The organism is Arthrobacter rhamnosi, assembly GCF_054510855.1.
The window spans coordinates 404,991-428,867 of record NZ_JBTNDT010000004.1; the positions used below are offsets into that span (position 1 = coordinate 404,991).

The window sequence follows — 23,877 nt, forward strand, 5'->3', positions numbered from 1 at the left end:
ACGCCCGCAGCGGCGTCCCAGGAAGGAACAGCGTGACCCAGCACGACCAGCACGACGAGCACGATGAACTCGGCCAGGACGGCCAGGGCCCGCGGATCCCGACCGTACGCGACCTCGACGTCCTCAGCCGCCAGCTCGGCCGGCCCGTCCGGGACGTCGTCGAGATCGGCGCCCGGTGCGTCTGCGGAAACCCGCTCGTCGCCACCACCGCACCGCGCCTCTCGAACGGCATCCCGTTCCCCACGACCTACTACCTCAGCCACCCGGTGATCACCGCCGCGGTGTCGCGGCTCGAGGCCGAGGGCGTCATGACCGAGATGAGCGATCGCCTGAGCACCGACGCGGCACTCGCCGAGGCGTACCGCGCCGCCCACGAGGCCTACCTCGCCGCGCGGGACGCGGTGGGCGAACGCGCCGGCACGGGGGCCGTGCCGGAGATCGCCGGCGTCTCGGCGGGAGGCATGCCGACCCGCGTGAAGTGCCTGCACGTCCTGGTCGGGCACGCCCTCGCGGCGGGGCCGGGCGTGAACCCGCTGGGCGACGAGGCCATCGGCCGCATAGCGCAGTGGTGGACGCCCGGGCGCTGCTACTGCGAGGGCGCCTGGGACACGACGGGCCAGGCGCCGCACGCCGACCTGAGCAGGCACACCAGGACGCAGGGTTTGAGCCCCGAGGAGCTCGAGGCCAAGCGGGCGGCGCGACGCCGGGATGCCGGAACCGGCGGGGCGCAGGTAACCTCGCCGGGACCCGACGCGTCCGACTCCACCGCCTCATCCACCGCCGCATCCACCGCCGAATCCACCGCCGAATCCACGCCTTCCGACGAGGAGAAGTAATGCGCACAGCTGCCATCGACTGCGGTACCAATTCCATCCGGCTCCTGATCGCCGACGCCGAGGACGGCGTCCTGACCGACGTCGAACGGCTCATGCGCGTGGTGCGGCTCGGCGAGGGAGTGGACGCGACCGGACGCCTGTCGGAGGCAGCGCTCGCCCGGACGTTCGCCGCCACGGAAGAGTACGCAGCGCTCATCGAGAAGCACGGCAACCCGCCCGTGCGGTTCGTGGCGACCTCGGCGTCGCGCGATGCCGAGAACCGCCAGGACTTCGTCGACGGCATCCGCGCCCGGCTGGGTGTGGAGCCCGAGGTCGTCTCCGGCGACGAGGAGGCGCGACTGTCCTTCGACGGCGCCGTGAGCGTGCTGGAAACGGACCGCGACGAGACCGTCCTGGTCATCGACCTCGGCGGCGGCAGCACGGAGTTCGTCGCAGGCACCGCGGACGGCCTCATCGCCGCACAGAGCACGGACATGGGCTGCGTGCGCTACACCGAGCGGTTCCTCACGGACGATCCACCCAGCGCCGGGCAGATCGAGGCGATGGAGGCCGAGGTCGGCCGGATGATGGATGAGGCCGCGGCCGAGGTGCCCCTGGACCGGATCACGAAGATCGTCGGGGTCGCGGGAAGCATCACCACCGTCACCGCCCACGCCCTCGGACTCCCGCGCTACCAGGCCGACCGCATCCACGGCGCCGAGCTGCCTATTCCCGTCCTCTCGGCGGCGGCGTCGGACCTCCTGCACCTGCCGCGGGCCGCACGGGCCGCCCTGCCCTACATGCATCCCGGTCGCGTCGACGTCATCGGGGCGGGTGCCCTGATCTGGAAATCGATTATTGAGCGCGTCGCTGCGGTCACCGACGGCCGCGTCACGACGGCGATCACGAGCGAGCACGACATCCTCGACGGGATAGCCCTGAGCGTTGCGGAGCGGGAACGGTGAGCTGATGCTCTCCCGAGCGCGCCTCGCCGTCCGTGCGGGGGCTGCCGTCGTCGTGTGCCTCGCCCTCCTCGTGCCGGCCACCCCGGCCGTGGCGGACGACATCCGGGGCAAGGAGTACTGGCTCGAGGACTACGGCATCGAGGAAGCCTGGCAGAGCACGCAGGGCGAGGGTGTCACGGTGGCGGTGATCGACAGCGGGATCGACGCGACCCACCCCGACCTTGCAGGAGCCGTGATCGGCGGCACGGATGCCTCGGGTGCGGGCGATCCCGGCGGGCAGCGCGGCATCGGGGAGGTGCCGGCCCACGGAACCCTGGTCAGCACCCTCCTGGCCGGGCGAGGCCACACCGACCCGGCCACGCCGAGGCCCTCCGGCAGGGCTCCTTCGTCGCCCCCGGAGCCCTTCAGCCAGTACGGGGACGGTCCGGACGGCATCGTCGGCGTCGCACCGAAGGCGAATCTGCTCGCCGTCTCCCTCTGGATCGAGGGCCAGAGCAGCGGTCCCAACCCGGCCGGCGTGTCGGTCGACGAGCAGGTCCCCTGGGCGGTCCGCTGGGCCGTCGACAACGGCGCGGACGTCATCAACATGTCGCTGGGCAGCACGAGCACCGCCTGGCCCGAGAGCTGGGACGACGCCTTCCTCTACGCGGAGCAGCACGACGTCGTCATCGTCGCCGCGGCCGGCAACCGGGCCGGAGGGCTGACCCAGGTCGGGGCGCCCGCCACGATACCCGGCGTCCTCGCCGTCGCAGGGCTCGACCGTTCGGGCCTCGCGAGCGCCGAAGCGTCCTCCGAGGGCATCAGCATCGCGGTCGCCGCCCCGTCCGAGAACCTCGTGGGCGGACTGCCCGGCGGCTTCTACGCGAACTGGTCGGGCACGTCCGGTGCGGCACCGCTCGTCTCCGGCGTCGCAGCCCTGATCCGCGCCCGCTATCCCGAGCTGTCGGCCGCGCAGGTCGTCAACCGCATCGTGGACACGGCACGTGACGCCGGACAGCCCGGTTTCGACACCCTCTACGGCTACGGCGTGCTCGACGTCGCCGCGGCCGTCAATGCCGACCTCGCGGTACCCAAGGAGAACCGGCTGGGCAGCATGGCCCAGTGGATCCAGCTCTACCGGCGCGGCGGGCAGCCCCCGGTCTCCGCGCCGGCCCTGCCGAGCCATCCGCCGGCCGAGGTGATCCCGGTTCCGCCGGCGCCGCAGGCAGAGGATCCGCTCACCTCCGTGCACCCCGTGCCCGCGCTCGTGGTGCTCGGATTCGGTGGGCTGATGCTCGCAGTGCTCCTCGGCGGGGCCCTGCACGTGACCCGCCTCAGGAGGCGCACACCGGTGCCCTCCGAGGAGAACCCGGGACGGATCGAGCACGTCGCGGGAGGCGGGAACAACCGGTGGTGACCGGTCCTCCGGCTCCTCCGCGGAGCTAGTGAAGATTTTCACAAACTCCGGTAGCATCGAGGAATGGCATCGAACCCACACTTCTCTGACCGCCCGCGCATCCTTGTCGTCGGCGGCGGTTACGTAGGCCTGTACGTCGCGCACAGGCTGCAGAAAAAGGTCAAGGACCACGGCGGCATCGTCACGCTGGTGGATCCCCTGCCCTACATGACCTACCAGCCCTTCCTCCCCGAGGTCGCCGCCGGGAGCATCGAGGCGCGCCACGCGATCGTGTCCCACCGCAAGCACCTGCGGAAGACCGAGCTGATCTCCGGCAAGGTCACGTCGATCAACCACGCCGGCCGGACCGCCACCATCGAGCCCACGGGCGGTGGCGAGTCCTTCGAGCTCGGCTACAGCGACGTCGTCGTCGCCGCCGGTTCCATCACGCGCACCTTCCCCATCGAGGGCCTCAAGGACCAGGGCATCGGCCTGAAGACCATCGAGGAAGCGGTGGCCCTGCGCAACAAGATGCTCGAGCGCATCGAGACGGCCTCCGTCATGCCCGAGGGTCCCGAGCGCGACCGCGCCCTGACCTTCGTCGTCGTCGGCGGCGGGTTCGCCGGTATCGAGACCATCACCGAGATGGAGGACGCTGCCCGCGACTCCGTCAAGGCGAACCCCCGCCTCAGCCGCTCCGACCTGCGCTTCGTCCTCGTCGAGGCCATGGGACGCATCATGCCCGAGGTCACGGCGCAGCAGGCCGAGTGGGTCGTCGGACACCTCCGTTCGCGCCAGATCGAGGTCCTGCTCAACACGTCGCTGTCCAGCGCCGTCGACGGCACGCTGAAACTCATCAACATGCCGGACAAGACGCCGGCCGACGAGTTCGAGACCGACACCCTGATCTGGACCGCAGGCGTCCAGGCCAACCCCGTGGTCCGTTCGACGGACTTCCCGGTCGACGAGCGCGGCCGCCTGCGCGCCAACGCCGAGCTCAGGATCACGGGCGACGACGGACCCCTCCAGAACGCCTGGACCGCGGGCGACGTCGCCGCCGTCCCCGACCTGACCGGTGGGGGAGTCGGAGGCTTCTGCGTCCCCAACGCCCAGCACGCCGTGCGCCAGGCGAAGCTCCTCGCAGCCAACATCCTCGCCGCCGGCTACGGCGTGGGTGAGGTCAAGGAATACCGCCACACCAACCTCGGCGCCGTGGCAGGCTTCGGCCAGTTCAAGGGTGTCGCTAACATCATGGGCTTCGGCATGAAGGGCTTCCCGGCCTGGCTCGCCCACCGTGGCTACCACGGCTTCGCGATGCCGATGTACGAGCGCAAGGCCCGCGTGATCGTCAACTGGAGCATGAGCTTCCTCTTCGGCCGCGACCTCGCTCCGCTCTCGGACCTGCAGAACCCACAGCGCCAGTTCCGCGAAGCGGCGACCCCGCCGCCGAAGAAGGACACCGCGCTGCCGAGCCAGCCGCCCACGCCGGCAGGGCAGGCAGCAGCAGCGAAAACGACGGCCTGACACCCGGCTGACACCCGGCTGACACCGGACGAACACGGCTCGAGCCGACGGACGACGGCGACCTCCTTCCCGGGGTCGCCGTCGTTCTTCGTCTGTCCCCCGTGAACGGGTCCGGTGCGTCCGCGGTACGCTGGACGGGCTGGCCGGCCCCAGTAGCCCAATGGCAGAGGCAGCAGACTTAAAATCTGTTCAGTCAGGGTTCGAGTCCCTGCTGGGGCACTTCCCTCCCCGACGTGGTGCCGCTACCGCGCGGTCATGACCATGGACGGCCCCCTGAGTGGTGCCCGCTGTCAAGAGTGCGCCATCGCCGCTGTGACGAGTGTTACAAGGATGTAACCCGATTCCCTTATCTGAGACACATTTATCGATTAGCTTTTCCATAAGCCAGGAACACCTGGTGATCGCATCAAAGGCAGCAAGAGCCTTTCGGTCGAGGAGACTAATTCATGACTGCAACACGCAACTCCGCGCTGCTCGGCATCGGGGACAATGCCACGCGCGCGGGAAAGGTCGCTGCCCTGAGCCTGGGGATCGCGCTCTTTGCCTCCGGCTGCGGTGGCGGCGGAACCACGAGTTCCGAGGGCGCCGGCGACACCGAGACCACTGCTGCCGCTGCCTCGTCGGCTCTGGCATGCCCCGAGAGCGAGGGTGGCGCCGGCGAGGAGCAGGGCGAGAAGGGTGACCCCTCGGCCGTGCCCGCCAGCAAGACCACGAGTCCCACACCGCTGAAACTCGGTTCCCTCCTGCCGACCACCGGAACCCTCGCGTTCCTCGGCCCGCCCGAGATCGCCGGCTCCACTCTCGCCGTCAACCAGATCAACGAGGCCGGTGGCGTGCTCGGCCAGGACGTCTCCATCACGCAGCGCGACTCCGGTGACACCACCACCGACATCGCGACACAGTCGGTCACGGACCTGCTGTCCCAGGACGTCAGCGCCATCGTGGGCGCCGCATCGTCGGGTGTCTCGAAGACCGTCATCAACCAGATCACCGGCGCGGGCGTCGTGCAGTTCTCTCCCGCCAACACGGCCGCCGAATTCAGCACCTGGGACGACAAGGGCCTCTACTGGCGTACCGCCCCCTCGGACGTGCTCCAGGGCCGCACGCTCGGCAACTACATCATGACCTGCGGCGCCCAAACCGTCGGCATGATCACCCTGAACGACGCCTATGGCACCGGTCTGCAGGGCACCATCCAGGAGACCGTCGAGGCCGCGGGCGGCCAGGTCGTCGCCAACGAGATGTTCAACACCGGTGACTCGCAGTTCTCGAGCCAGGTGGACGCCATCGCCGCAGCCAAGCCCGATGCGATCGTCCTCATCAGCTTCGACGAGGCCAAGAGCATCGTCCCGCTGCTGGTCGCGAAGGGCATCGACGCGAGCACGCTGTTCATGGTCGACGGCAACACCTCCGACTACAGTGCAGACCTCGATCCCGGCACCCTCGAGGGAGCGCAGGGCACCATCCCCGGCCCCTTCACCGGCCCCGGATTCCAGGAAGCGCTCGCGACCGTGGACCCCAAGCTGACCAGCTATGCCTACTCGGGCGAGAGCTACGACGCCGTGAACCTCATCGCGCTCGCCTCCGAGGCAGCGGGAAGCGTCGAGGGTACGGAGATCGCGAAGCAGCTCGAGGGGGTCTCGAAGGACGGCACCAAGTGCTTCGACTTCGCAGGCTGCGTCACGCTGCTGCGCGACGGCGAGGACATCGACTACGACGGCGTGTCCGGTCCCGTGACCTTCGACGAGAACGGTGACCCCACCGAAGCCGCCATCGGTATCTACAAGTACGACGCCGACAACAAGCCCCAGCCGAGCCGTTCCGAGGTCGGACAGCTCTAGGGACCCGTCCGGAGCCCGGCTCCGGTAGTACTTCACGCAGTGGTTCAAGGCCCCGGCCGCCCTTCCGACGGAAGGCGCGGCCGGGGCCTTCCGCTGTCTGGGGGGTGGGTAACGGAGCTACGTGCTGTCCCTCGAGGGCCGGGCGGCCTGAACGGCGCTCAGGCGTCGCCCGGCCGGCGCCTGGAGACGGCGTAGGAGGGCTCGCGGACCCTGCGCGTCCAGTCGTAGGTCTGGGCGCCGGCCAGGGGGTGCAGGACGGCGTCGAAGCGCAGGTCCTTCTCCTCTCCCTCGGGGTCCAGGCGCAGCGTGAGGGTGCCGAAGTGCTGCCAGGCCCCCCGAGGAGTGGCGAAGTACAGGCCGAGCTGCCACGGCGAGGTCCCCAGGACCCGCCGGAAGCCCCGCAGGGACGACGGCAGGCGGGAAGGGGAGAGCGTCCGCGCCCCGAGCAGCACGGGGCCGTCCTCGCCGCGGTACGGCATCATCGTGGTCAGGGGAGCCCGCGAGGCTCGCAGTCGGGGAATCAGCGCGAAGCGACCCGGGAAGGACCAGCCCGTGGAGGACAGCAGGATGTCCGAGAACGGCGTCAGGGGCCCGGAGCCGGGGTGGTGGATCCGCACCGCGAGCCCGACGATGTCGGGCAGTCCGTCCGGGGTGCCCACGGAGCGTGAGATCCGGGCGGTGGCGGGGGTCTCGCCCGGCCGGTCGATCCAGGCGATCCCGCTCCTCAGCCCATGGTCGTGCACCACGGCCGTGCCGTCGAGCCTCAGCCCCCGGGAGTGGATGGGGCGGTGCCGCCGCAGGTGCTTGATGCCGCGGAACACCACCTCGAATCCCTTGCCGATCGCATCACTCGCTCCTGCCATGTGCCGGCCCTCCCGTGGTACTCGCTCCGTTTCCCCCAACGTAGCGGTCATCAAAAGGGAGTGGGCGGAACCGTTGCCGGTTCCGCCCACTCCTTGCGTTCTGCGCCTACGGTCCGTCCGGATGCCTCAGGCGGTGTCGGCGAGGGTACCGAGGTAGAGCTGGATGACCTTCGGGTCCTTCATGAGCTCACGCCCGGTGCCCGTGTACGCGTCCTTGCCCTGGTCCAGCACGTAGGCGCGGTCGCAGATCTGCAGGCAGCGGCGGGCGTTCTGCTCCACCATGATCACGGAGACACCGGCCCTGTTGATCTCGTGGACGCGGAGGAACGTCTCGTCCTGCTTGACGGGGGAGAGCCCAGCGGACGGCTCGTCCAGCAGCAGCACCGCGGGGTCCATCATGAGCGCACGGCCCATGGCGACCATCTGGCGCTCGCCGCCGGACAGCGAGCCGGCCCGCTGCGCCTTCCTCTTCCCCAGTTCGGGGAAGAGGCCGGTCACGAAGTCGAAGCGCTCCTTGAAGTCCTTCGGCCGCTGGTACATGCCCATCTGGAGGTTCTCCTCGATGGTCAGCGTTCCGAAGACGTTGTTGTTCTGCGGCACGAAGCCGACGCCGCGGCTCACGAGCCGGTTCGCCTTCAGGCCGGTGAGGTCCTGGCCGCGCACCACGACGGTCCCCGAGTGGACCTTGACGAGGCCGAACATCGCCTTCAGGAGCGTCGACTTGCCGGCTCCGTTCGGACCGATGATGCCGATCAGCTCACCACGGCGGGCCTCGATGCTGCAGCCGTTCAGGATGTTCACGCCGGGGATGTAGCCCGCGACGAGGTCGGTGACCTTGACCACCGAGTTCCCCTCGAATTCCTCTCTCACTTCGTCTCCTCATCCTTGTGGTGGAGGCCGGCGGCATGGGCGCCCCCGACCTCGGTGACGCCGTGGCCGAGGATGCCCTCGTTCTCGGTGCCGACGACCGATGCGTCGTCGTGGGCGAGCTCCTCCTCGAGGCGCTCGATGCCGGTGTCGTCACCGAGATCGACGTCGTGGTGGGCGCCGAGGTAGGCATCGATGACGGCCTGGTCCTTCATGACGATGTCCGGCGGTCCCTCCGCGACGACCTTGCCCTCCGCCATGACCACCACCCAGTCGGCGATGTGGCGGACCATGTGCATGTCGTGCTCGACGAAGAGGACGGTCATGCCCTCGGCCTTGAGGTTCTTGATGTGGTCGAGGAGCGATTGCGTCAGCGCGGGGTTGACCCCCGCCATGGGCTCGTCGAGCATCACGAGGCGAGGCCGGACCATGAGTGCCCGTGCCATCTCGAGGAGCTTGCGCTGCCCGCCCGAGAGCGAGGCAGCGTAGTCGTCGCGCTTGGTGTCGAGCTTGAACTTGGCCAGCAGCACCTCTGCCTGCTGGGTGATCTGCCGCTCACGCCCGCCCCAGAGGCCCTTGAAGAGGGCACGGGCCAGGCTCTCACCGGGCTGGTCCGTGGCGCCCAGCCGCATGTTCTCCATGACGGTGAGCTTGCCCATGACCTTGGTGAGCTGGAACGTGCGGACCATGCCCATGCGGGCCACCTTGTGCGAGGCGACCTTGGCGAGGGGCTTGCCGTCGAATTCCCAGTCCCCGCTGTTGGGCACGTCGAAGCCGGTCAGCAGGTTGAACAGCGTGGTCTTGCCGGCTCCGTTGGGGCCGATCAGCGCGGTGATCTTGTGCCGGGGGATCTCGAGGTGCTCGACGTCGACGGCATTGATGCCGCCGAAGCTTCGCGTGACGTTGCGGGCGACGACGATGGGGTCGCGCTTGCGGCACCCCGGTCCCGCCGTGCCGGTCGTGATCGGCTCGGAGTCCGTCATGTGGTCGCGTTCGGGGGAGACGGTGTCGCTCGAAGCCGTGTCCCGAGGGACGGCTCCTCCCGCGGCGTCGACCGGGGCGTGTGCCGCGTGGGCACCGCCTGTACCCGGCGTGCCGTCGGTGCCGGGTGTGTTCTCACTGTGGCTGGAGGTCATGCGAACGCCAACTCCTTCTTGTTACCCAGGACGCCCTGCGGCCTGAAGACCATGAGCAGCATCAGTGCCACACCCACGAGGATGTAGCGCAGCTGTCCCGCCTGCGCGTTGGACAGGAACGTGATGGCGCCGACCTCGATCGCGCCGTACAGGAGTCCCTGCGTCAATGAGAGCACCACCCAGAAGATCATCGCCCCGATGACCGGTCCGAGGACAGTGGCGAGGCCGCCGAGGAGGAGGCAGGTGTAGAGGAAGAACGTCAGCTCGGTCGCGTAGTTGGCAGGCTGCACGGCGCCGCGGGGCAGCGTGAAGATGATGCCGGCGAGGGAGCCGAGCACACCGCCGATCACGAGGGCCTGCATCTTGTAGGCGTAGACGTTCTTGCCGAGCGAGCGCACGGCGTTCTCGTCCTCGCGGATGCCCTTGAGCACGCGGCCCCAGGGGCTGCGCATCAGGAGCCAGACGACGAGGCATGCGATGATGACGACCGTCCAGCCGACGATGCGGATCCAGAAGTCCCGCTCGTTCATGCCCAGGGGGCCGATGTTGTACCTGCCCGGTGGGAACGGGTTGAGCCCGTAGAAACCGCCTTCGAAGGCCGCCAGGCCGTTCGCGGAACCCGTGACGTCCGTGAGGCCGTTGGTCGTCACGATGTAGCGGATGATCTCCGCCGCCGCGATCGTCACGATGGCCAGGTAGTCCGCCCGGAGGCGCAGTGTGGGGATGCCCAGCACGATCGCGAACACCACCGAGGACAGCAGCGCCACGAGGACGGCGACGGGCAGCGGGGCGTTGAAGCTGAGCGTCGAGATGGCGTAGCCGTACGCCCCGACGGCCATGAATCCGGCCTGCCCGAAGTTCAGGAGGCCCGAGTAGCCGAAGTGGACGGCGAGCCCGAGCGCGGCGAGGGCGTAGGCCGCCGTCGTCGGGCTGATCAGTTCACCGAACGCGTTGATGAGAATGTTTCCGAAGTCCATGAAGAGCCCCTAACCTATGCGCTCACGGCGGCCGAGGATACCCTGCGGCCGGAACAGGAGCACGAGAATCATGATCAGCAGCGCTCCCACGTATTTGAGGTCTGCCTCGAGCCAGATCGTGGAGATCTCCACGAAGAGCCCTACGATGATGGATCCGACGAGTGCGCCGAACACGGTGCCCAGGCCGCCGAGCGTGACGCCGGCGAAGATGAGCAGCAGGATCTGCTGGCCCATGTTGTAGGACACCCCGGGGCGGTAGTAGGCCCACAGGACGCCGCCCAGGGCGGCGAGCATGCCGCCGATGACCCAGACGATGCGGATGACCCGGTCCACGTCGATGCCGGAGGCGGCGGCGAGAGCGGGGTTGTCGGCGACGGCGCGGGTGGCCTTGCCGATCCGGGTACGGAGCAGCAGGAACGCGACCGCCAGGATGATCACGAGGCTCACGATCAGGGACGTCAGGTTGTTGCGGGAGATCGCCACGGATCCCATCTCGATGATCGCGCTCTGCGAACCGGGCAGCTGCTGCGTCGCGCCGCCGAAGAAGAACTGGATGATGTAGCGCAGCGCGAGGGCGAAGCCGATGCTCACGATCATCATCGGCACAAGGCCCGTGCCGCGGCGCCGCAGGGGCTTCCACAGCCCGGCGTCCTGCACGTAGCCGAGGAGTCCGCCACCGAGGACGGCGAGCACGATCGAGACCGCGATCGGGAGTCCGGCGCCCGCGAAGGCGAAGGCCAGGACGGCGCCGATGGTCACCATCTCGCCGTGTGCGAAGTTGGTGAGGCCCGTGGTGCCGAAGATGAGGGAGAGGCCGACGGCGCTCAGCGCCAGGAGCAGGCCGAAGCTGAATCCTGCCAGCGCGCGCTCCGCGAGCGTGTCCAGGAAGGACGCCTGCTGGGAGACGATGCCTTCGCCGAAGAGGAAGAGCGTGGTCGCGCTCGACGTGTTGGCGAACGTCACCTCGCGCGGGTTCTGCTGGCCTTCCGCGAGGGCGACGCCCTCGGGGAGCGTCTCCTCGTCGATCGCCACTTCATAGGTGCCCTGCTCGGGTACGTCGATGCTCCAGGCGCCGTTGGGGCCCGAGGTGGTCTCACCCTCGAAGCCGTTGCCTGTCGCCGTGACCGTCACGTCGGCGATGGGACCGTCGACACCGCGGAGTACGCCGCCGATCGAGTAGTCGAACTCGGAGGCCTGGACGCTCGAGGCGGCCTGGATCTGGTGTATTCCAGGGACGGGCGGCTGGGGGGACGCGTGCGCGGCGGGGGCACCGAGCAGCACGGTGGCCAGGAGGCCGAGCACCAGCAGCAGGGGTCTCCTGATCCGCGCAGGCGTCAATAGGGGAAACAAGATGGGAACCTCCACGGTGGGGGCAGGCCCGGCGGCGGGCGCCGGGATCAACAGTTGTGACGAGTGTCACGGGCGTGGGGCTCATGTTACTAGCGGCATGTTTCGGCATTTCGCAAAAGCATCCGACAGAGGTAGCAATTCGGTAACGAAAGTTTTACCCAGCCGCCTCGGTGTTGTAATTCCGCTCCCGGGTGGCCTGCGGCCGCCGCCTGTACGGGAACAAAAATCCGCCCGATCCGTTGGAATTGGTAGGGTTGCAGGACACTCAGCCCCCTAATGGAGGACGAACAGAAATGGCACTTGGCGGTAATCCGGTACTCAACGGGAAGACCTTCCGTTCCGCTACCCGAGGCAACCAAATGGCGGGATACGGCACTGCGACGTACGCGGGCCAGACGATCGCCAACCAGCAGCAGCTGGAGCACATGTACAACCAGCCCTCCGCAGGGCCTGCGCAGACGGGACGCATGACGTTCGACGACGTCATCGTCAAGACACTGCTGTGCTTGGGCATCGTGCTGCTGGGTGCCGCGGTTCCGGCGTTCCTCGTTCCGGGCCTCGCCGTTCCGCTGATGGTGGTCGGTGCGCTCGGCGGGTTCGTGCTCGGCCTCGTGAACTCCTTCAAGCGTGAGCCGTCGCCCGCGCTGATCCTGACCTACGCCGGGCTCGAGGGCCTGTTCCTCGGCGGACTCACCATGTTCTTCGAGGCCATGTTCCCGGGCATCGCCCTGCAGGCACTGCTCGGAACGCTCATCGTCTTCGGTGTCACACTGGCCCTGTTCAAGAGCGGCAAGGTACGGGCCACTCCGAAGGCCATGAAGTTCTTCCTGATCGCGATGGTCAGCTACGCGCTGTTCTCGCTGGTCAACCTCGGCATGATGGTCTTCGGCGCGACGGACAGCATGTTCGGCATGCGTGACTTCGAGATCTTCGGCATCCCCGTCGGCGTCCTGATCGGCATCGTCGCCATCGGGCTGGCGGCCTTCTCGCTCATCATCGACTTCACGTCGATCAGCGAGGGAGTCCGCCACGGCGCTCCGCAGAAGTACTCGTGGACGGCGGCGTTCGGGCTCACCGTGACGCTCGTCTGGCTCTACGTCGAGATCCTGCGTGTCCTCGCGATCCTTCGCGGCGACGACTGATCCAGGACGACTGATCCAGGTCGACTGATCTGACCGGACCCGTTCCGAACGGTGTCCGATCGAAAGCAGAACGAAGGGGCCCGCAACCGTCCGGTTGCGGGCCCCTTCGTGTGTGTGACGCCGGCCGTCAGGCGGGTGGTCCTCAGGCGATCCGGGCTGCACCCGCACCGGGCAGGACGCTGAAGATGACCGGTGCCCTGAATCCGGCGGCATCGAACGCATCCTGCACCGCCTCACGGATAGCAGGTACGTCGTCGACCCGCGTCAGGGCGATGGCGGATCCGCCGAAACCGCCGCCGGTCATGCGGGCGCCCAGCGCTCCGGCGCCGAGCGCCGCCTCCACCGCCGTGTCCAGTTCGGCGCAGGAGATCTCGAAGTCGTCGCGCATCGACGCGTGGCTGGCGACAAGGAGGGATCCGAGGTCCGCCGGCCCCTTGGACGTCAGGACCTGCACGGTGTCCTCGACGCGCGCGTTCTCCGTCACGACGTGCCGCACACGCCGGAACGTCTCCTCGTCGAGCACGCCGGCCGCTGCGGCGAGATCCTCGACGGACAGGTCGCGCAGCGAGGGCACGCCCATCAGCTCGGCGCCGAGTTCGCAGGAGCGGCGGCGCGCCGCATATCCGCCGGTCGCATGGGAGTGGCTGACGCGGGTGTCGATGACCATCAGCTCCAGTCCGGCACCCTCCAGGTCGAGGGGGACGAGCCGGGAATCGCCGGATCGGCAGTCGAGGAAGACGGCGTGCCCGGGCTCACCGAGCAGGGATGCCGACTGGTCCATGATGCCGGTGGGTGCCCCGACCATGCGGTTCTCCGCGAGCTGCCCGATCACCGCGAGTTCACGCCGGGACACGCCCGCCTCCGAGAGTTCGTTGACGGCGACGGCGACGGAGCATTCGAGCGCCGCGGACGAGGAGAGGCCCGCACCGACGGGTACGGACGAATCGACGAGGATGTCCATCCCGGGGCAGCGGTACCCCGACTGCTCCATGGCCCACAGGACGCCGAGGGGATAGGCCGCCCAGCCCTTCACGCTGCCCTCCTCGAGGGCGTCGAGGTCGGCGGTCACGGGATCGTCGTCGGGCGCGAAGGTGGACGCGACCCGGACGGTCCGGTCGGGACGGACGGCCGCGGCGACCGTCGTCGAGTGGCGGATGGCGAACGGCAGTACGAAGCCGCCGTTGTAGTCGGTGTGCTCACCGATGACATTGACGCGTCCCGGGGCGGACCACAGGCCGTCCGGTTCGCTGCCGAAGCGGTCGGTGAAGGCGGCTGCGAGGTCGAGGGGGGTGGTCATACGGAGTCCTTCCGGGCTGCGGGAGTCGCGGTGCGGAGTGCCTCCGCGACCGTCTCCGGAGTGGTGTCGTTGATGAAGGCCCCCATGGCGGCCTCCGAGCCCGCCAGGAACTTCAGCTTGTCGGCGGCCCTGCGCGGGGAGGTCAGCTGGAGGTGCAGGTAGCTTGCCGGCCGGAGGACGTCGTCGACCGGAGCCTGCTGCCAGGCCGCGATGTACGGCGTGGGAGTCGGGTAGAGGGCATCGAGCCTGCCGAGGAGGTCCAGGTAGACGGTGGTGAGCTCGTCGCGCTCCGCGTCCGTCAGGCCGGCGAGGTCGGCCACCTGGCGGTGGGGGACCAGGTGCACCTCGAGGGGCCAGCGGGCCGCGAAGGGGACGAAGGCGCTGAAGTGCTCGCCCTCGATCACCATGCGCTCGCCGGAACTCCGCTCCGAGGAGAGGGCGTGGCCCATCAGTGTCTGCTTCCCCCCGGAGGCCTCGAAGAATGCGGCCGCCCTCGCTGCGAGCACCGCAGCGCGGGGCGGGATGAACGGATACGCGTAGATCTGCCCGTGCGGGTGCAGCAGGGTGACGCCGATGTCGGCGCCGCGGTTCTCGAAGCAGAAGACCTGTTTGATGCCGGGCATCGCGGACAGGGCCTCGGTGCGCTGGGCCCATGCGTCGACGACGGTCCGGGCCCGCTCGGGGCTCAGGGAGCCGAAGGAGCCCTCGTGGGCGGAGTCGAACGCGACCACCTCGCACCGCCCGTACGCCGTCGCCGTCGTACCCCAGGAGGGATCGCCCGGGAGGCTGCCCAGATCCGGGCCGAACGAGGAGAAGCGGTTCTCGAACACCACGACCTCGTAGTCCGCTGCAGGGATCTCGGAGAGGTTGGCGGGCGTGGTGGGGCACAGCGGGCACTGGTCCGCGGGGGGCAGGTGCGTGCGCGACTGGCGGTGCGCCGCGACGGCGATCCACTCGCCGGTCAGCGCGTCGTACCGCGCCGTGCCGGCCGGGCCGCGGGGCGGCAGGCCTCGGGCGTCGGCTGTCGCCGTCGCGTCCCGGTGCCGCGCCGCGCCGTCTTCCCTCGCGTCGAAGTAGATCAGCTCGCGCCCGTCGGAGAGGCGGGTCGGGGTGATGAAGGTCATGGGCGCTCTTCCAGGTGGGGGTCGGGGACGGGGTCGCGGAGGATCCGGGTGAGCGCGGCGTACTCGGCGCCGGGCTGGGAGTCGGTGACGAGGGCGGCAGCGGCGTCGAGCGGGGCGACCCGGGCGAGGCTCACGACGCCGATCTTCGTCGCGTCCGCGAGGATGACGAGCTTGCCGCAGGTACGGGCGAAGGCCTGGTTCGTGTCGGCTTCCGCCAGGTTGGGAGTGGTGATCCCCGCGGCCGCGTCCACGCCGTGTGCTCCCATGAAGCACAGGTCAGCCCGGAGGGAGGCGATGGTGCTCGTGGCGAGGGGCCCGACGAGCGCCTTCGACGGCGTGAGTTCTCCGCCCGACAGCAGCACCCGGGGTGCACCGTCCTGTGCCGATGCGGCGTTCAGGCGGTGGAGTTCGTCCGCCAGGGGGAGGGAGTTGGTGATGACGGTCAGTCCCCGCACGCGTGTCAGGAGGGGAGCCAGGGCGTAGGTCGTGGTGCCGCCCGTGATGGAGACCGTCATGCCGGGAACCAGGAGGGAGACGGCCGTGGCTGCGATGCCCTGCTTGGCCCGGCCGCCCCGGCTCCGGTTGGCGTCGAAACCGGGCTCCACGGAACTCAGGCTGCCGGGGCGTACGGCTCCGCCGTGCACGCGCACCAGGGCGCCCCGGGACTCGAGGACGTCGATGTCCCGGCGCACGGTCATCTCCGAGACCCCCAGCGCGAGTGCGACGTCGCTGACCCGGATCGCGGAGTGGTGGGCGAGGCGCTCGAGGATGGCTGCATGGCGCTCTGCGGCGAGCATGATCCTCCTGGCGGGACGGAACGGGGCGGGACGGAACGGGACGATGCGCGAAATGAACGAGTCCGAACTAAAGCGAACAAAACCTATCACAGAAGCAGGTCGACAGGAATGGAACGGTCAGGACCGCGCATCGGCAGCGGTAGCATCGCTCCATGACTCCGTCGACTCCCCGTCCGGCAAGCGGCACCAACTTCACCCTGAGGGCCGGTTCCTCGACCGCCGTCGTCGCCAGCCTCGCCGCGGCCCTGAGGTCCTACGAGTGCGGCGGTGTCGCCCTCACCGAGACCTGGGGGGACGGCGACATCCCTGCGGGTGGTGGCGGCATCCTCCTGGCGCCCTGGCCCAACCGCGTGGCGGGCGGTCGCTGGACCCTGCACGGCAAGGAGCAGCAGCTCGACATCACCGAGCCGTCGAAGGGCAACGCCAGCCACGGGCTCCTCCGCAACACCGGCTACCGGGCCGTCGACACCGGTCCGGCCGGCGTGGTCCTCGAGGCCGAGGTGTTCCCGCAGCACGGGTACCCCTTCCACCTGCTGCATCGGGCCACCTACAGCCTCACCGAGCAGCAGCTCACCGTCACCCAGGAGCTCACGAACTTCTCGGCGGAAGCCGCTCCCTTCGCGCTGGGTGCGCATCCCTACCTCAAGATCTCCGACGTCCCCACCGAGGAGCTCACACTGACGATCCTCGCGGACGAGGTATTCGAGTCGGACGACCGGTCCATTCCCAAGGGCAAGCGTCCCGTGTCCGGGCAGGACGATCTCCGGAACGGCCGGCGGATCGGCGACCTCCGGCTGGATGCGGCGTTCACCGGACTCGGGATCGTCGAGGGCCGGCACGAGCACGTCCTGTCGGCGCCGGACGGCCGGCGCGTCACCCTCTGGGCCGAGGAATCCTTCGCGTACGCGCATGTCTACGTGAGCACGAGCTATCCCGGCGTGAGCAGGGCGGTGGCCATCGAACCGATGACCGCGCCCGCGGACGCCTTCAATTCGGGGGAGGGCCTCCGCTGGCTCGAACCGGGGGCTTCCTTCTCGGCGAGGTGGGGCATACTGCCAGCTCTCGGATAGGGGCCCTCCAGTCTTCTATGGAAAGATTGGGTCATGCAGCGTCTCCGCGGAGCGAAACCCCAGCGCGCCCTCCAGCGTGCCGTGAGCCGCGGAGCTGCCGCGCTGCCGGAGCCGTTGCCACAGCAGCCTGCCGCCCCCCGGCGGCCGCCGCGATCCGATGACCGTTCCGACGTCCCCTTCGCGCTGCGCGTCGCTGCGTCCTGGTCCTGGCGGCTGGGGCTCGTCGTCGTCGTCGGGGGCGTGCTGATCTACCTGCTCAGCCAGGTCTCCCTCCTCGTCATCCCGCTCATGATCGCCGGGCTGCTCGCCGCCCTGCTCCTGCCGCTCAAGAACGCGCTCCGACGCCGGCGGGTGCCGAACGGGCTGGCGGTGGCCGCTACGCTCCTCGGGTTCTTCGGCCTCATCACCGCCGCCCTCCTCCTCGTCGGCAGCCAGCTCGCGCTCGGGCTGTCCAGCCTCTGGGGAGAGGCCCGCGCCGGGAGCCAGCAGATGCTCGACTGGCTGGCCCAGGGGCCGCTGCAGCTCACCGCGACCCAGATCGACCAGTACCTCCAGGACATCGGGGACGCGCTCCAGAACAACAGTGCCTCGATCCTCAACGGAGCGCTGTCCTTCGGGACGACGGCGGGCCACGTGGGCGCCGGGACGCTGCTCACCGTGTTCGCGCTGATCTTCTTTATGCTCGACGGCGGGCGCATCTGGCGCTTCGTCGTCGGGCTCGCGCCGCTGCCGGCCCGCGCGGCGCTGGACGGCGCCGGCCGCAGGGGCTGGATGTCGATGGCCAGCTACGTCCGCGTCCAGATGCTCGTCGCGGCCGTCGACGCCGTCGGCATCGGGGTCGGGGCCGCCGTCATCGGCGTCCCGCTCGCGCTGCCCCTCGGCGTCCTCGTCTTCATCGGGTCCTTCATCCCGATCGTCGGCGCGCTCGCCACGGGGTCCGTCGCGGTCCTGCTCGCGCTGGTCGCCAACGGGTGGGTCAACGCCCTCGTGATGCTCGTGATCGTTCTGCTGGTCCAGCAGCTCGAGGGCCACGTCCTCCAGCCGCTCATCATGGGACCGGCCGTCGCCCTGCACCCGCTCGCCGTCGTCCTCGCGGTCGCCGGCGGAACACTGCTGGCAGGCATCCCCGGCGCGCTCTTCTCCGTCCCGCTCCTGGCGGTCCTCAACACCTCCGTACGCTACATCGCGCAACGGGCCTGGGAATACGACCCGGTCGTCGCGCGGGAGCACCGGCCCGATCAGGGAGGGTACGGCATTAGCGGGCCGGCGACCGCGGGACATCCCGCGTCGCCGGCCAGCACCCCGGACCCCTACCCCGCGCAGCCGGCGCCAGCCCTTCAGGAAGAGACCACCCCGTGACCGAGCAATCCGTAGCAACCCCCACGACCGACCCCGGAACCGAGTCCGGGACCGACCCCGGAACCGAGTCCGGGACCGTCTCCGCAAGCGCGGCGAGCGATCCCGCGACCGCCACCGTGCCGGACTTTCCCCCCGCTTTTCCCCCCGCGACCGATCTTCCTGTGACCCTCGCCGACGTCGAGGCCGCGCACCGGACGCTCGAGGGCGTCATCGCCCGTACCCCCATCGAGCAGTCGCGCGCCCTTGGACGACTCACCGGATCGACGGTCTCCTTCAAGTGCGAGAACCTGCAGCGCGCCGGTTCCTTCAAGGTCCGCGGTGCCTACAACCGGATGGCGAAGCTCAGCGAGGCCGAGCGTGCCCGCGGGGTCGTCGCGGCATCGGCGGGCAACCACGCGCAGGGCGTGGCCGTGGCCGCGTCCCGGCTCGGCATCGCCGCGCGCATCTACATGCCCCTGGGCGTCGCACTGCCCAAGCTGGCTGCGACGCGCGGGCATGGGGCGGAAGTGGTGCTGCACGGGCACAACGTCGACGAGGCACTCGCCGAGGCGAAGAGGTACGCCGACGAGACCGGGGCGGTGTTCGTCCACCCGTTCGACAACGTGGACGTGGTGGCGGGCCAGGGGACCATCGGCCTCGAGATCCTCGAGCAGGTCCCGGACGTCGACACCATCCTCATGGGAGTGGGTGGCGGCGGGCTGCTCGCGGGCGTGGCCGTGGCCGTCAAGGCCCGGGCCAAGGAGCTGGGCCGGGAGATCCGCATCATCGGGGTGCAGGCGGAGAACGCCGCCGCGTACCCGCCGTCCCTTGCCGCCGACGCCCTCGTGCCGCTGACCAAGGTCTCGACCATCGCGGACGGCATCGCCGTCGGGCGGCCCGGCCAGCTACCGTTCTCGATCATCCGCGAACTCGTGGACGACGTCGTGACCGTCAGCGAGGATTCGCTCGCTCGGGCGCTCATCTTCCTGCTGGAGCGTTCGAAGATGGTCGTGGAGCCTGCCGGGGCCGTGGGCGTGGCGGCCCTCCTCGACGGGAAGCTGACGGAGAACGGAGCAGACCCGGGCAACACCGTGGTGGTGCTCTCCGGCGGCAACATCGATCCGATGCTGATGCTCAAGGTCATCCAGCGCGGCCTCGCGGCAGCCGGCCGGTACCTCGTGGTGCGCATGCTGCTCGACGACCGGCCCGGTTCACTCGCCACGATCTCGCGGATCATCGCCGAATCGGATGCGAACGTCACCGGCGTGGACCACACGAGAGTGGGCGGGTCGATCAGCATGGGCGATGTCGCGATCACCATCAACATGGAGACCAAGGGCCACGAGCACTGCGAGCAGGTCCTCAGCAACCTGCGCGCCGAGGGCTTCCAGCCGGTGGTCATCCAGGGCTGAGGAGCGGCAGTGACGCCCCTCGCACGCCGGGCGCAGGCGGGCCTCGTGACCGTCGTCGGCCTCGTCGCCCTGATGTGGGCGGTGTTCCTGCTGAACCTCGTCCTCGGAAACGTCCTCGTCCGGACGTTCGGGATCGCACCGCGGCGCGTGGACGGGCTCGACGGCGTCGTGTTCGCCCCGCTGCTGCACGGGGGGATCGGCCACCTGGCCAGTAACACGCTGCCCTTGCTCGTCCTCGGGTTCCTCGCCTTTCTGGAGGGAGCGCGGCGCTTCCTCGTGGCCATCGGCACGAGCTGGGTCACCTCGGGGTTGGGGACCTGGCTGTTCGGTGGTGGCCTGACCATCGGCGCCTCGGGCGTGGTCTTCGGCCTCTTCACCTACCTGATCACGCGCGGCTTCTACAACCGGGACTGGAAGCAGATCCTGCTCGCCGTCGTCCTGTTCGCCGGCTACGGGTCCATCCTGTGGGGCATCCTGCCGATCGTCGGTTCCTCCATCTCCTGGCAGGCACACCTCTTCGGGGCGCTCGGCGGGATCCTCGCCGCTTTCCTGCTCAAACGGAAGCGGCCCGTCCCAGGAGGGACGGACCGCTTCCGGTTCGGTGCCTAGCGCTCAGCCGGCGTACGGCGTGGCCGAGAGGATCTCGACGGTGATCTGCTTGCCGTTGGGTGCGGCGTAGGTGACGGTGTCGCCGGCCTTCTTGCCCTGGATGGCCGCGCCCAGCGGGGACTTCTCGCTGTACACGTCGATGTCCGTGTCGCCGGCCACCTCGCGGCTGCCGAGCAGGAAGTTCTCCACGTCGCCCGCGATCTTCGCGGAGACCATCATGCCGGGCTCGACGACGCCGTTGTCCGCGGGAGCCTCACCGACGTGCGCGTTGTTCAGCAGGTGGGTGAGCTGGCGGATACGGGCCTCGGCCTTGCCCTGCTCCTCCTTGGCGGCGTGGTACCCGCCGTTCTCCTTGAGATCGCCCTCGGAGCGGGCCTGCTCGATACGGGCGACGATCTCGGTGCGGCCGGGACCCGACAGGTGCTCCAGCTCGCTCTTGAGCCGGTTGTAGGACTCCTGCGTGAGCCAGGCGACAGGTGCACTGTTAGTGGACACGGGATAACTCCTTAGGTACGGCCGCCGCCGGCATCGGCGGGGCTCATGGTCACTCGACCGGGCAATGGCGGGGCCATTGTCACCGGCAAGCAAACACCCCGCCTCGTGGGACCGGAAGGCCGGTACGCCGGTGAAGCGGGGCGATACGTATCCCTCAAGTCTAGAGGGGGGAGGGCCATAACCCAAGAAGGAGCCGCGGGCCCCGCTCAGTCCTCGACGATCCAGCAGGCGTTCACGCCGCCCGACACGGCGGGCGAGTCGGTGCGCACGTCGGCACGGTGCGCCGTGGTGCCGCCGTTGTTCGCGCCTTCACCGGCACTGTTCGGGCCGATGGTCACGACCTTCCAGCCGACCACCGCGTAGTTCTCGCTCAGCGCCTGCACGGCGCACTGGGCAGTGGCCGTGCGGTCCTTCGTCACCTCGAAGTCGACACTCGCCCGGCTGTCCGAGGTGAGCGAGAACCCGACGTCCTTGGAGGAGACGCCCGGGCTTCCGGAGGTCAGGGCGACGGCGGCTATCGCCGCCACGGCAGCGAGGAGCACCGCAACCAGCAGCATCCGCACCCGACCGATCGGCTTCTTCGGCTTTGGGGCGCCGTAGCGATTGGCTACTCTTGGTGTTGGCGTATAGGCGGAGCTCACGCTGTTATTTTACCGTCCGCCCGGCCCGGCCTCCTCCGGCCGCCGTCCTTCCCCCGCAGAGCCAGGAGCACGTGTTGCCGAACCAGGATCATCCCCGTGTGTCCCGTGAGGGCTTCCGCCTTCTTGCGGTCCACGCCCACCCCGACGACGAGTCGAGCAAGGGTGCTGCCACCATGGCCAGCTATGTCGCGGCGGGAGCAGAGGTGATGGTCGCGACCTGCACCGGGGGTGAGCGCGGCGACATCCTCAATGCGGCCATGGACGACGACCCCCATGCGAAGCGCGACCTCCCGGGCCTGCGAAGGATCGAGATGGCGCGCGCGGTCGCCGAACTCGGGGTGCAGCAGAGGTGGCTCGGCTTCACCGACTCCGGTCTGCCCGAGGGTGACCCGCTCCCGGATCTCCCCTTCGGCTGCTTCGCCCTTCAGCCCCTCGAGCGGGCGGCCGCCCCCCTCGTGAAACTCGTCCGGGAGTTCCGCCCGCACGTGATCATCAGCTACGACGAGAACGGCGGGTACCCGCACCCGGATCACATCATGGCGCACCGCATCGCCGTCGAGGCGTTCGACGCCGCAGCGGACCCGGAGCGGTATCCGGGAACCGGCGAGGCGTGGAGCGCGTCGAAGCTCTACTACGACCGTGCGTTCAACCCGGAGCGCTTCCGCGCGCTGCACTTCGCCCTCGAGGAGGCCGGCCTGCAGTCTCCGTACGCCGAGCGGCTCGCACAGTGGCTCGAGGCGGACGCCGAAGGCCATCAGCCCCCGCCCCCGGCCCACCCCACCACCACGCAGATCGACTGCGGCGACTACTTCGGGCACCGTGAGCGGGCCCTCCTCGCGCACCGGACGCAGGTCGACCCCGACGGCTTCTTCTTCGCCGTGTCGGTCGAGCTGCAGCAGAAGGTGTGGCCGTGGGAGGACTACTCCCTCATCACGTCGCGGGTCGAGTCGCCGCTGCCCGAGGACGACTTCTTCACGGGCATCGCGCCCTGATCCGAAGTCCACGCGGAATTTCTATCCCGCGTAGAATTGCAGGCGGCGGGCCATCGGAATCCGCCGTGAGCTTCGAAAGTGGTGCATGCGTGGTGCTTACCCTCAACCTGGCTGCAATGACGACGCCGTCGGGAGATCCGACGCTGCGGCCGGACCTCGATCCGTCGTCCGTGACGCCCGGGACCCTGGGCTTCCTGGCGACACTGTTCGTCGTCGTCGTGGTGATCTTCCTGATCCGGGACATGACCAAGCGCATCCGCAGGGTCCGGTACACCGCCGAGGTGCAGCAGGCCCGGGTGCAGCGCGGGGCCGCGGACGGCGGGTCCGTTCCGCCGGCGGAAGCGGGCGACGCCGGGCAGCGTCGACTGCAGGGCCCGGACGGGAACGACCTGCGCAGGCCCGGCGGGGAGCACGGACCGGACAACCGCTGAACGGACGCCGTCCCCGCGGACACGGGGGAGCGTGACGGCCTCAGGTGGCGGTCGTCGGTTCCGCCGACGGAGGGATCGCGGCCGGTCGTAGTCCGGCGAGGCGCCGTCGGCCGGGCGGGGAGGCGCCTGCTGACGCTAGGTGTGGACCGGATGGAGGACGGCGAGCATGATCGCGACGAAGTGCGCGGCGAACGCGGCCACCGTGAAGGCGTGGAAGAGCTCGTGGAAGCCGAACACGCGTAGCGAAAAGTTGGGGCGCTTGATCCCATAGAACACCGCTCCGGCGATGTAGAAGGCCCCGCCGACGCAGATCAGTGTCGCGGCGGGGGCGTTCGCCGCGAAGAAGTCGGGCATGTAGAACACGGAGCCGAGCCCCAGTGCCACGTAGATCGGTACGTAGAGCCAGCGCGGGGCGTCGACCCACAGGTTCCGGAACAGCACGCCGGCGATCGCGCCGCCCCAGATGATCCAGAGGAGGATCTCCGCCCGTCCACGCTCCAGCAGGGCCCATGCCAGCGGAGTGTAGGAACCTGCGATCACGAGCATGATGTTCGTGTGGTCCAGGCGCTTCAGGACCACCTTCACGCGCGGGCTCCAGTTGCCCCGGTGGTAGACCGCGCTCACGCCGAAGAGCAGGACGCCGGTCAGGGCATAGATGGCGGACGCGATCCTGAGTCCCGGAGTCGGTGCCAGGACCACCAGGACGATCCCCGCAGCGACCGCGAGTGGAGTGGCGACGGCGTGGATCCAGCCGCGCCAGAGCGGCTTGGTCGCCATCGCATCCGCCAGGGGTCCTGCCACCGATTCGACGGCGTC

The 23,877-nt window shown here is 69.4% G+C and carries 23 protein-coding genes and 1 tRNA gene; 13 read left to right on the forward strand and 11 right to left on the reverse strand.

The features are described from left to right. The first annotated feature begins 95 nt into the window (after positions 1 to 95). From ACX80I_RS10750 to ACX80I_RS10775, 6 genes are all read left to right on the forward strand, one after another. A complete protein-coding gene (locus tag ACX80I_RS10750) occupies positions 96 to 836 on the forward strand; it encodes a DUF501 domain-containing protein (protein WP_459345162.1) in 741 nt (246 codons plus the stop codon). Beyond that, positions 836 to 1,780: a Ppx/GppA phosphatase family protein gene (locus ACX80I_RS10755; protein ID WP_459345105.1), complete on the forward strand. Its 945-nt coding sequence runs from the start codon at positions 836 to 838 to the stop codon at positions 1,778 to 1,780. Before ACX80I_RS10750 ends, ACX80I_RS10755 begins: the two co-directional genes overlap by 1 nt. Before the next feature lie 4 nt (positions 1,781 to 1,784). Beyond that, a complete protein-coding gene (locus ACX80I_RS10760; RefSeq protein ID WP_459345106.1) occupies positions 1,785 to 3,176 on the forward strand; it encodes a S8 family serine peptidase in 1,392 nt (463 codons plus the stop codon). Positions 3,177 to 3,239: 63 nt separating this feature from the next. Continuing rightward, on the forward strand, positions 3,240 to 4,679 hold the full coding sequence (locus ACX80I_RS10765; protein ID WP_459345107.1) for an NAD(P)/FAD-dependent oxidoreductase: 1,440 nt from the start codon (positions 3,240 to 3,242) through the stop codon (positions 4,677 to 4,679). Between the two features lie 146 nt (positions 4,680 to 4,825). Beyond that, a tRNA-Leu gene (locus ACX80I_RS10770) sits at positions 4,826 to 4,898 on the forward strand. A gap of 227 nt (positions 4,899 to 5,125) precedes the next feature. Continuing rightward, on the forward strand, positions 5,126 to 6,520 hold the full coding sequence (locus ACX80I_RS10775) for an ABC transporter substrate-binding protein (protein ID WP_459345108.1): 1,395 nt from the start codon (positions 5,126 to 5,128) through the stop codon (positions 6,518 to 6,520). A 158-nt stretch (positions 6,521 to 6,678) separates the two neighbouring features. Here ACX80I_RS10775 and ACX80I_RS10780 read toward each other — a convergent pair whose 3' ends face one another. From ACX80I_RS10780 to ACX80I_RS10800, 5 genes are all read right to left on the reverse strand, one after another. Then, positions 6,679 to 7,383, reverse strand: coding sequence for a hypothetical protein (locus tag ACX80I_RS10780; RefSeq protein ID WP_459345109.1), 705 nt, complete (start codon positions 7,381 to 7,383; stop codon positions 6,679 to 6,681). 126 nt (positions 7,384 to 7,509) lie between these two features. Continuing rightward, positions 7,510 to 8,253, reverse strand: a complete 744-nt coding sequence (locus ACX80I_RS10785; protein WP_459345110.1) for an ABC transporter ATP-binding protein — start codon at positions 8,251 to 8,253, stop codon at positions 7,510 to 7,512. Next, the gene (locus tag ACX80I_RS10790; protein WP_459345163.1) at positions 8,250 to 9,233 is read right to left on the reverse strand and encodes an ABC transporter ATP-binding protein; all 984 of its coding nucleotides are present in this window, start codon (positions 9,231 to 9,233) and stop codon (positions 8,250 to 8,252) included. The genes ACX80I_RS10785 and ACX80I_RS10790 overlap by 4 nt, the downstream gene beginning before the upstream one ends. A 149-nt stretch (positions 9,234 to 9,382) precedes the next feature. After that, positions 9,383 to 10,363, reverse strand: a complete 981-nt coding sequence (locus ACX80I_RS10795; RefSeq protein WP_459345111.1) for a branched-chain amino acid ABC transporter permease — start codon at positions 10,361 to 10,363, stop codon at positions 9,383 to 9,385. Positions 10,364 to 10,372: 9 nt separating this feature from the next. Next, positions 10,373 to 11,713, reverse strand: a complete 1,341-nt coding sequence (locus ACX80I_RS10800) for a branched-chain amino acid ABC transporter permease (RefSeq protein WP_459345112.1) — start codon at positions 11,711 to 11,713, stop codon at positions 10,373 to 10,375. Positions 11,714 to 12,006: 293 nt separating this feature from the next. Here ACX80I_RS10800 and ACX80I_RS10805 point away from each other — a divergent pair, with 293 nt between their 5' ends. Next, entirely contained in the window at positions 12,007 to 12,855 is an 849-nt protein-coding gene (locus ACX80I_RS10805) for a Bax inhibitor-1/YccA family protein (protein ID WP_459345113.1), read from the forward strand. 142 nt (positions 12,856 to 12,997) lie between these two features. Here ACX80I_RS10805 and galK read toward each other — a convergent pair whose 3' ends face one another. From galK to ACX80I_RS10820, 3 genes are read right to left on the reverse strand one after another with little or no spacing between them, the layout of a single operon-like run. Further along, entirely contained in the window at positions 12,998 to 14,152 is a 1,155-nt protein-coding gene (gene galK, locus ACX80I_RS10810) for a galactokinase (RefSeq protein WP_459345114.1), read from the reverse strand. Continuing rightward, on the reverse strand, positions 14,149 to 15,276 hold the full coding sequence (gene galT / locus ACX80I_RS10815; RefSeq protein ID WP_459345115.1) for a galactose-1-phosphate uridylyltransferase: 1,128 nt from the start codon (positions 15,274 to 15,276) through the stop codon (positions 14,149 to 14,151). Before galT ends, galK begins: the two co-directional genes overlap by 4 nt. Beyond that, a complete protein-coding gene (locus ACX80I_RS10820; RefSeq protein ID WP_459345116.1) occupies positions 15,273 to 16,073 on the reverse strand; it encodes a DeoR/GlpR family DNA-binding transcription regulator in 801 nt (266 codons plus the stop codon). The genes galT and ACX80I_RS10820 overlap by 4 nt, the downstream gene beginning before the upstream one ends. Before the next feature lie 152 nt (positions 16,074 to 16,225). Between ACX80I_RS10820 and ACX80I_RS10825 the strand changes: the two genes are divergently transcribed. The 4 genes from ACX80I_RS10825 to ACX80I_RS10840 all read left to right on the forward strand — a co-directional run bounded on the left by ACX80I_RS10825 (position 16,226) and on the right by ACX80I_RS10840 (position 20,502). Beyond that, on the forward strand, positions 16,226 to 17,143 hold the full coding sequence (locus ACX80I_RS10825) for an aldose 1-epimerase family protein (protein ID WP_459345117.1): 918 nt from the start codon (positions 16,226 to 16,228) through the stop codon (positions 17,141 to 17,143). Between the two features lie 33 nt (positions 17,144 to 17,176). After that, on the forward strand, positions 17,177 to 18,502 hold the full coding sequence (locus tag ACX80I_RS10830) for an AI-2E family transporter (RefSeq protein WP_459345118.1): 1,326 nt from the start codon (positions 17,177 to 17,179) through the stop codon (positions 18,500 to 18,502). A gap of 116 nt (positions 18,503 to 18,618) precedes the next feature. Further along, on the forward strand, positions 18,619 to 19,893 hold the full coding sequence (gene ilvA / locus ACX80I_RS10835; protein WP_459345164.1) for a threonine ammonia-lyase: 1,275 nt from the start codon (positions 18,619 to 18,621) through the stop codon (positions 19,891 to 19,893). 9 nt (positions 19,894 to 19,902) lie between these two features. After that, positions 19,903 to 20,502, forward strand: coding sequence for a rhomboid family intramembrane serine protease (locus tag ACX80I_RS10840; protein ID WP_459345119.1), 600 nt, complete (start codon positions 19,903 to 19,905; stop codon positions 20,500 to 20,502). A 3-nt stretch (positions 20,503 to 20,505) separates the two neighbouring features. On the opposite strand, the gene greA is transcribed toward ACX80I_RS10840, so the two are convergent. Both greA and ACX80I_RS10850 read right to left on the reverse strand, forming a co-directional pair. Then, on the reverse strand, positions 20,506 to 20,997 hold the full coding sequence (gene greA, locus ACX80I_RS10845; protein ID WP_459345120.1) for a transcription elongation factor GreA: 492 nt from the start codon (positions 20,995 to 20,997) through the stop codon (positions 20,506 to 20,508). A 206-nt stretch (positions 20,998 to 21,203) separates the two neighbouring features. After that, entirely contained in the window at positions 21,204 to 21,638 is a 435-nt protein-coding gene (locus ACX80I_RS10850; protein ID WP_459345121.1) for a DUF4307 domain-containing protein, read from the reverse strand. A gap of 74 nt (positions 21,639 to 21,712) precedes the next feature. On the opposite strand from ACX80I_RS10850, the gene mca reads away from it, so the two are divergent. Next, a complete protein-coding gene (gene mca / locus ACX80I_RS10855) occupies positions 21,713 to 22,630 on the forward strand; it encodes a mycothiol conjugate amidase Mca (RefSeq protein WP_459345122.1) in 918 nt (305 codons plus the stop codon). A 65-nt stretch (positions 22,631 to 22,695) separates the two neighbouring features. After that, entirely contained in the window at positions 22,696 to 23,061 is a 366-nt protein-coding gene (locus ACX80I_RS10860; protein WP_459345123.1) for a hypothetical protein, read from the forward strand. A gap of 135 nt (positions 23,062 to 23,196) precedes the next feature. Here the strand turns inward: ACX80I_RS10860 and trhA are convergent, their stop codons facing one another. Next, complete coding sequence (gene trhA, locus ACX80I_RS10865) at positions 23,197 to 23,838, reverse strand: PAQR family membrane homeostasis protein TrhA (RefSeq protein ID WP_459345165.1); 642 nt, start codon at positions 23,836 to 23,838, stop codon at positions 23,197 to 23,199. Positions 23,839 to 23,877 lie beyond the last annotated feature (39 nt).

Coding starts and splice junctions, on each gene's coding strand:
- ACX80I_RS10805 (WP_459345113.1), top strand. CDS start 12,007: ATGGCACTTGGCGGTAATCCGGTACTCAACGGGAAGACCTTCCGTTCC.
- ACX80I_RS10765 (WP_459345107.1), top strand. CDS start 3,240: ATGGCATCGAACCCACACTTCTCTGACCGCCCGCGCATCCTTGTCGTC.
- ACX80I_RS10760 (WP_459345106.1), top strand. CDS start 1,785: ATGCTCTCCCGAGCGCGCCTCGCCGTCCGTGCGGGGGCTGCCGTCGTC.
- trhA (WP_459345165.1), bottom strand. CDS start 23,838: ATGGCGACCAAGCCGCTCTGGCGCGGCTGGATCCACGCCGTCGCCACT.
- ACX80I_RS10775 (WP_459345108.1), top strand. CDS start 5,126: ATGACTGCAACACGCAACTCCGCGCTGCTCGGCATCGGGGACAATGCC.
- ACX80I_RS10820 (WP_459345116.1), bottom strand. CDS start 16,073: ATGCTCGCCGCAGAGCGCCATGCAGCCATCCTCGAGCGCCTCGCCCAC.
- ACX80I_RS10790 (WP_459345163.1), bottom strand. CDS start 9,233: ATGACGGACTCCGAGCCGATCACGACCGGCACGGCGGGACCGGGGTGC.
- galT (WP_459345115.1), bottom strand. CDS start 15,276: ATGACCTTCATCACCCCGACCCGCCTCTCCGACGGGCGCGAGCTGATC.
- ACX80I_RS10780 (WP_459345109.1), bottom strand. CDS start 7,383: ATGGCAGGAGCGAGTGATGCGATCGGCAAGGGATTCGAGGTGGTGTTC.
- ACX80I_RS10825 (WP_459345117.1), top strand. CDS start 16,226: ATGACTCCGTCGACTCCCCGTCCGGCAAGCGGCACCAACTTCACCCTG.
- ACX80I_RS10830 (WP_459345118.1), top strand. CDS start 17,177: ATGCAGCGTCTCCGCGGAGCGAAACCCCAGCGCGCCCTCCAGCGTGCC.
- ACX80I_RS10755 (WP_459345105.1), top strand. CDS start 836: ATGCGCACAGCTGCCATCGACTGCGGTACCAATTCCATCCGGCTCCTG.
- galK (WP_459345114.1), bottom strand. CDS start 14,152: ATGACCACCCCCCTCGACCTCGCAGCCGCCTTCACCGACCGCTTCGGC.
- ACX80I_RS10795 (WP_459345111.1), bottom strand. CDS start 10,363: ATGGACTTCGGAAACATTCTCATCAACGCGTTCGGTGAACTGATCAGC.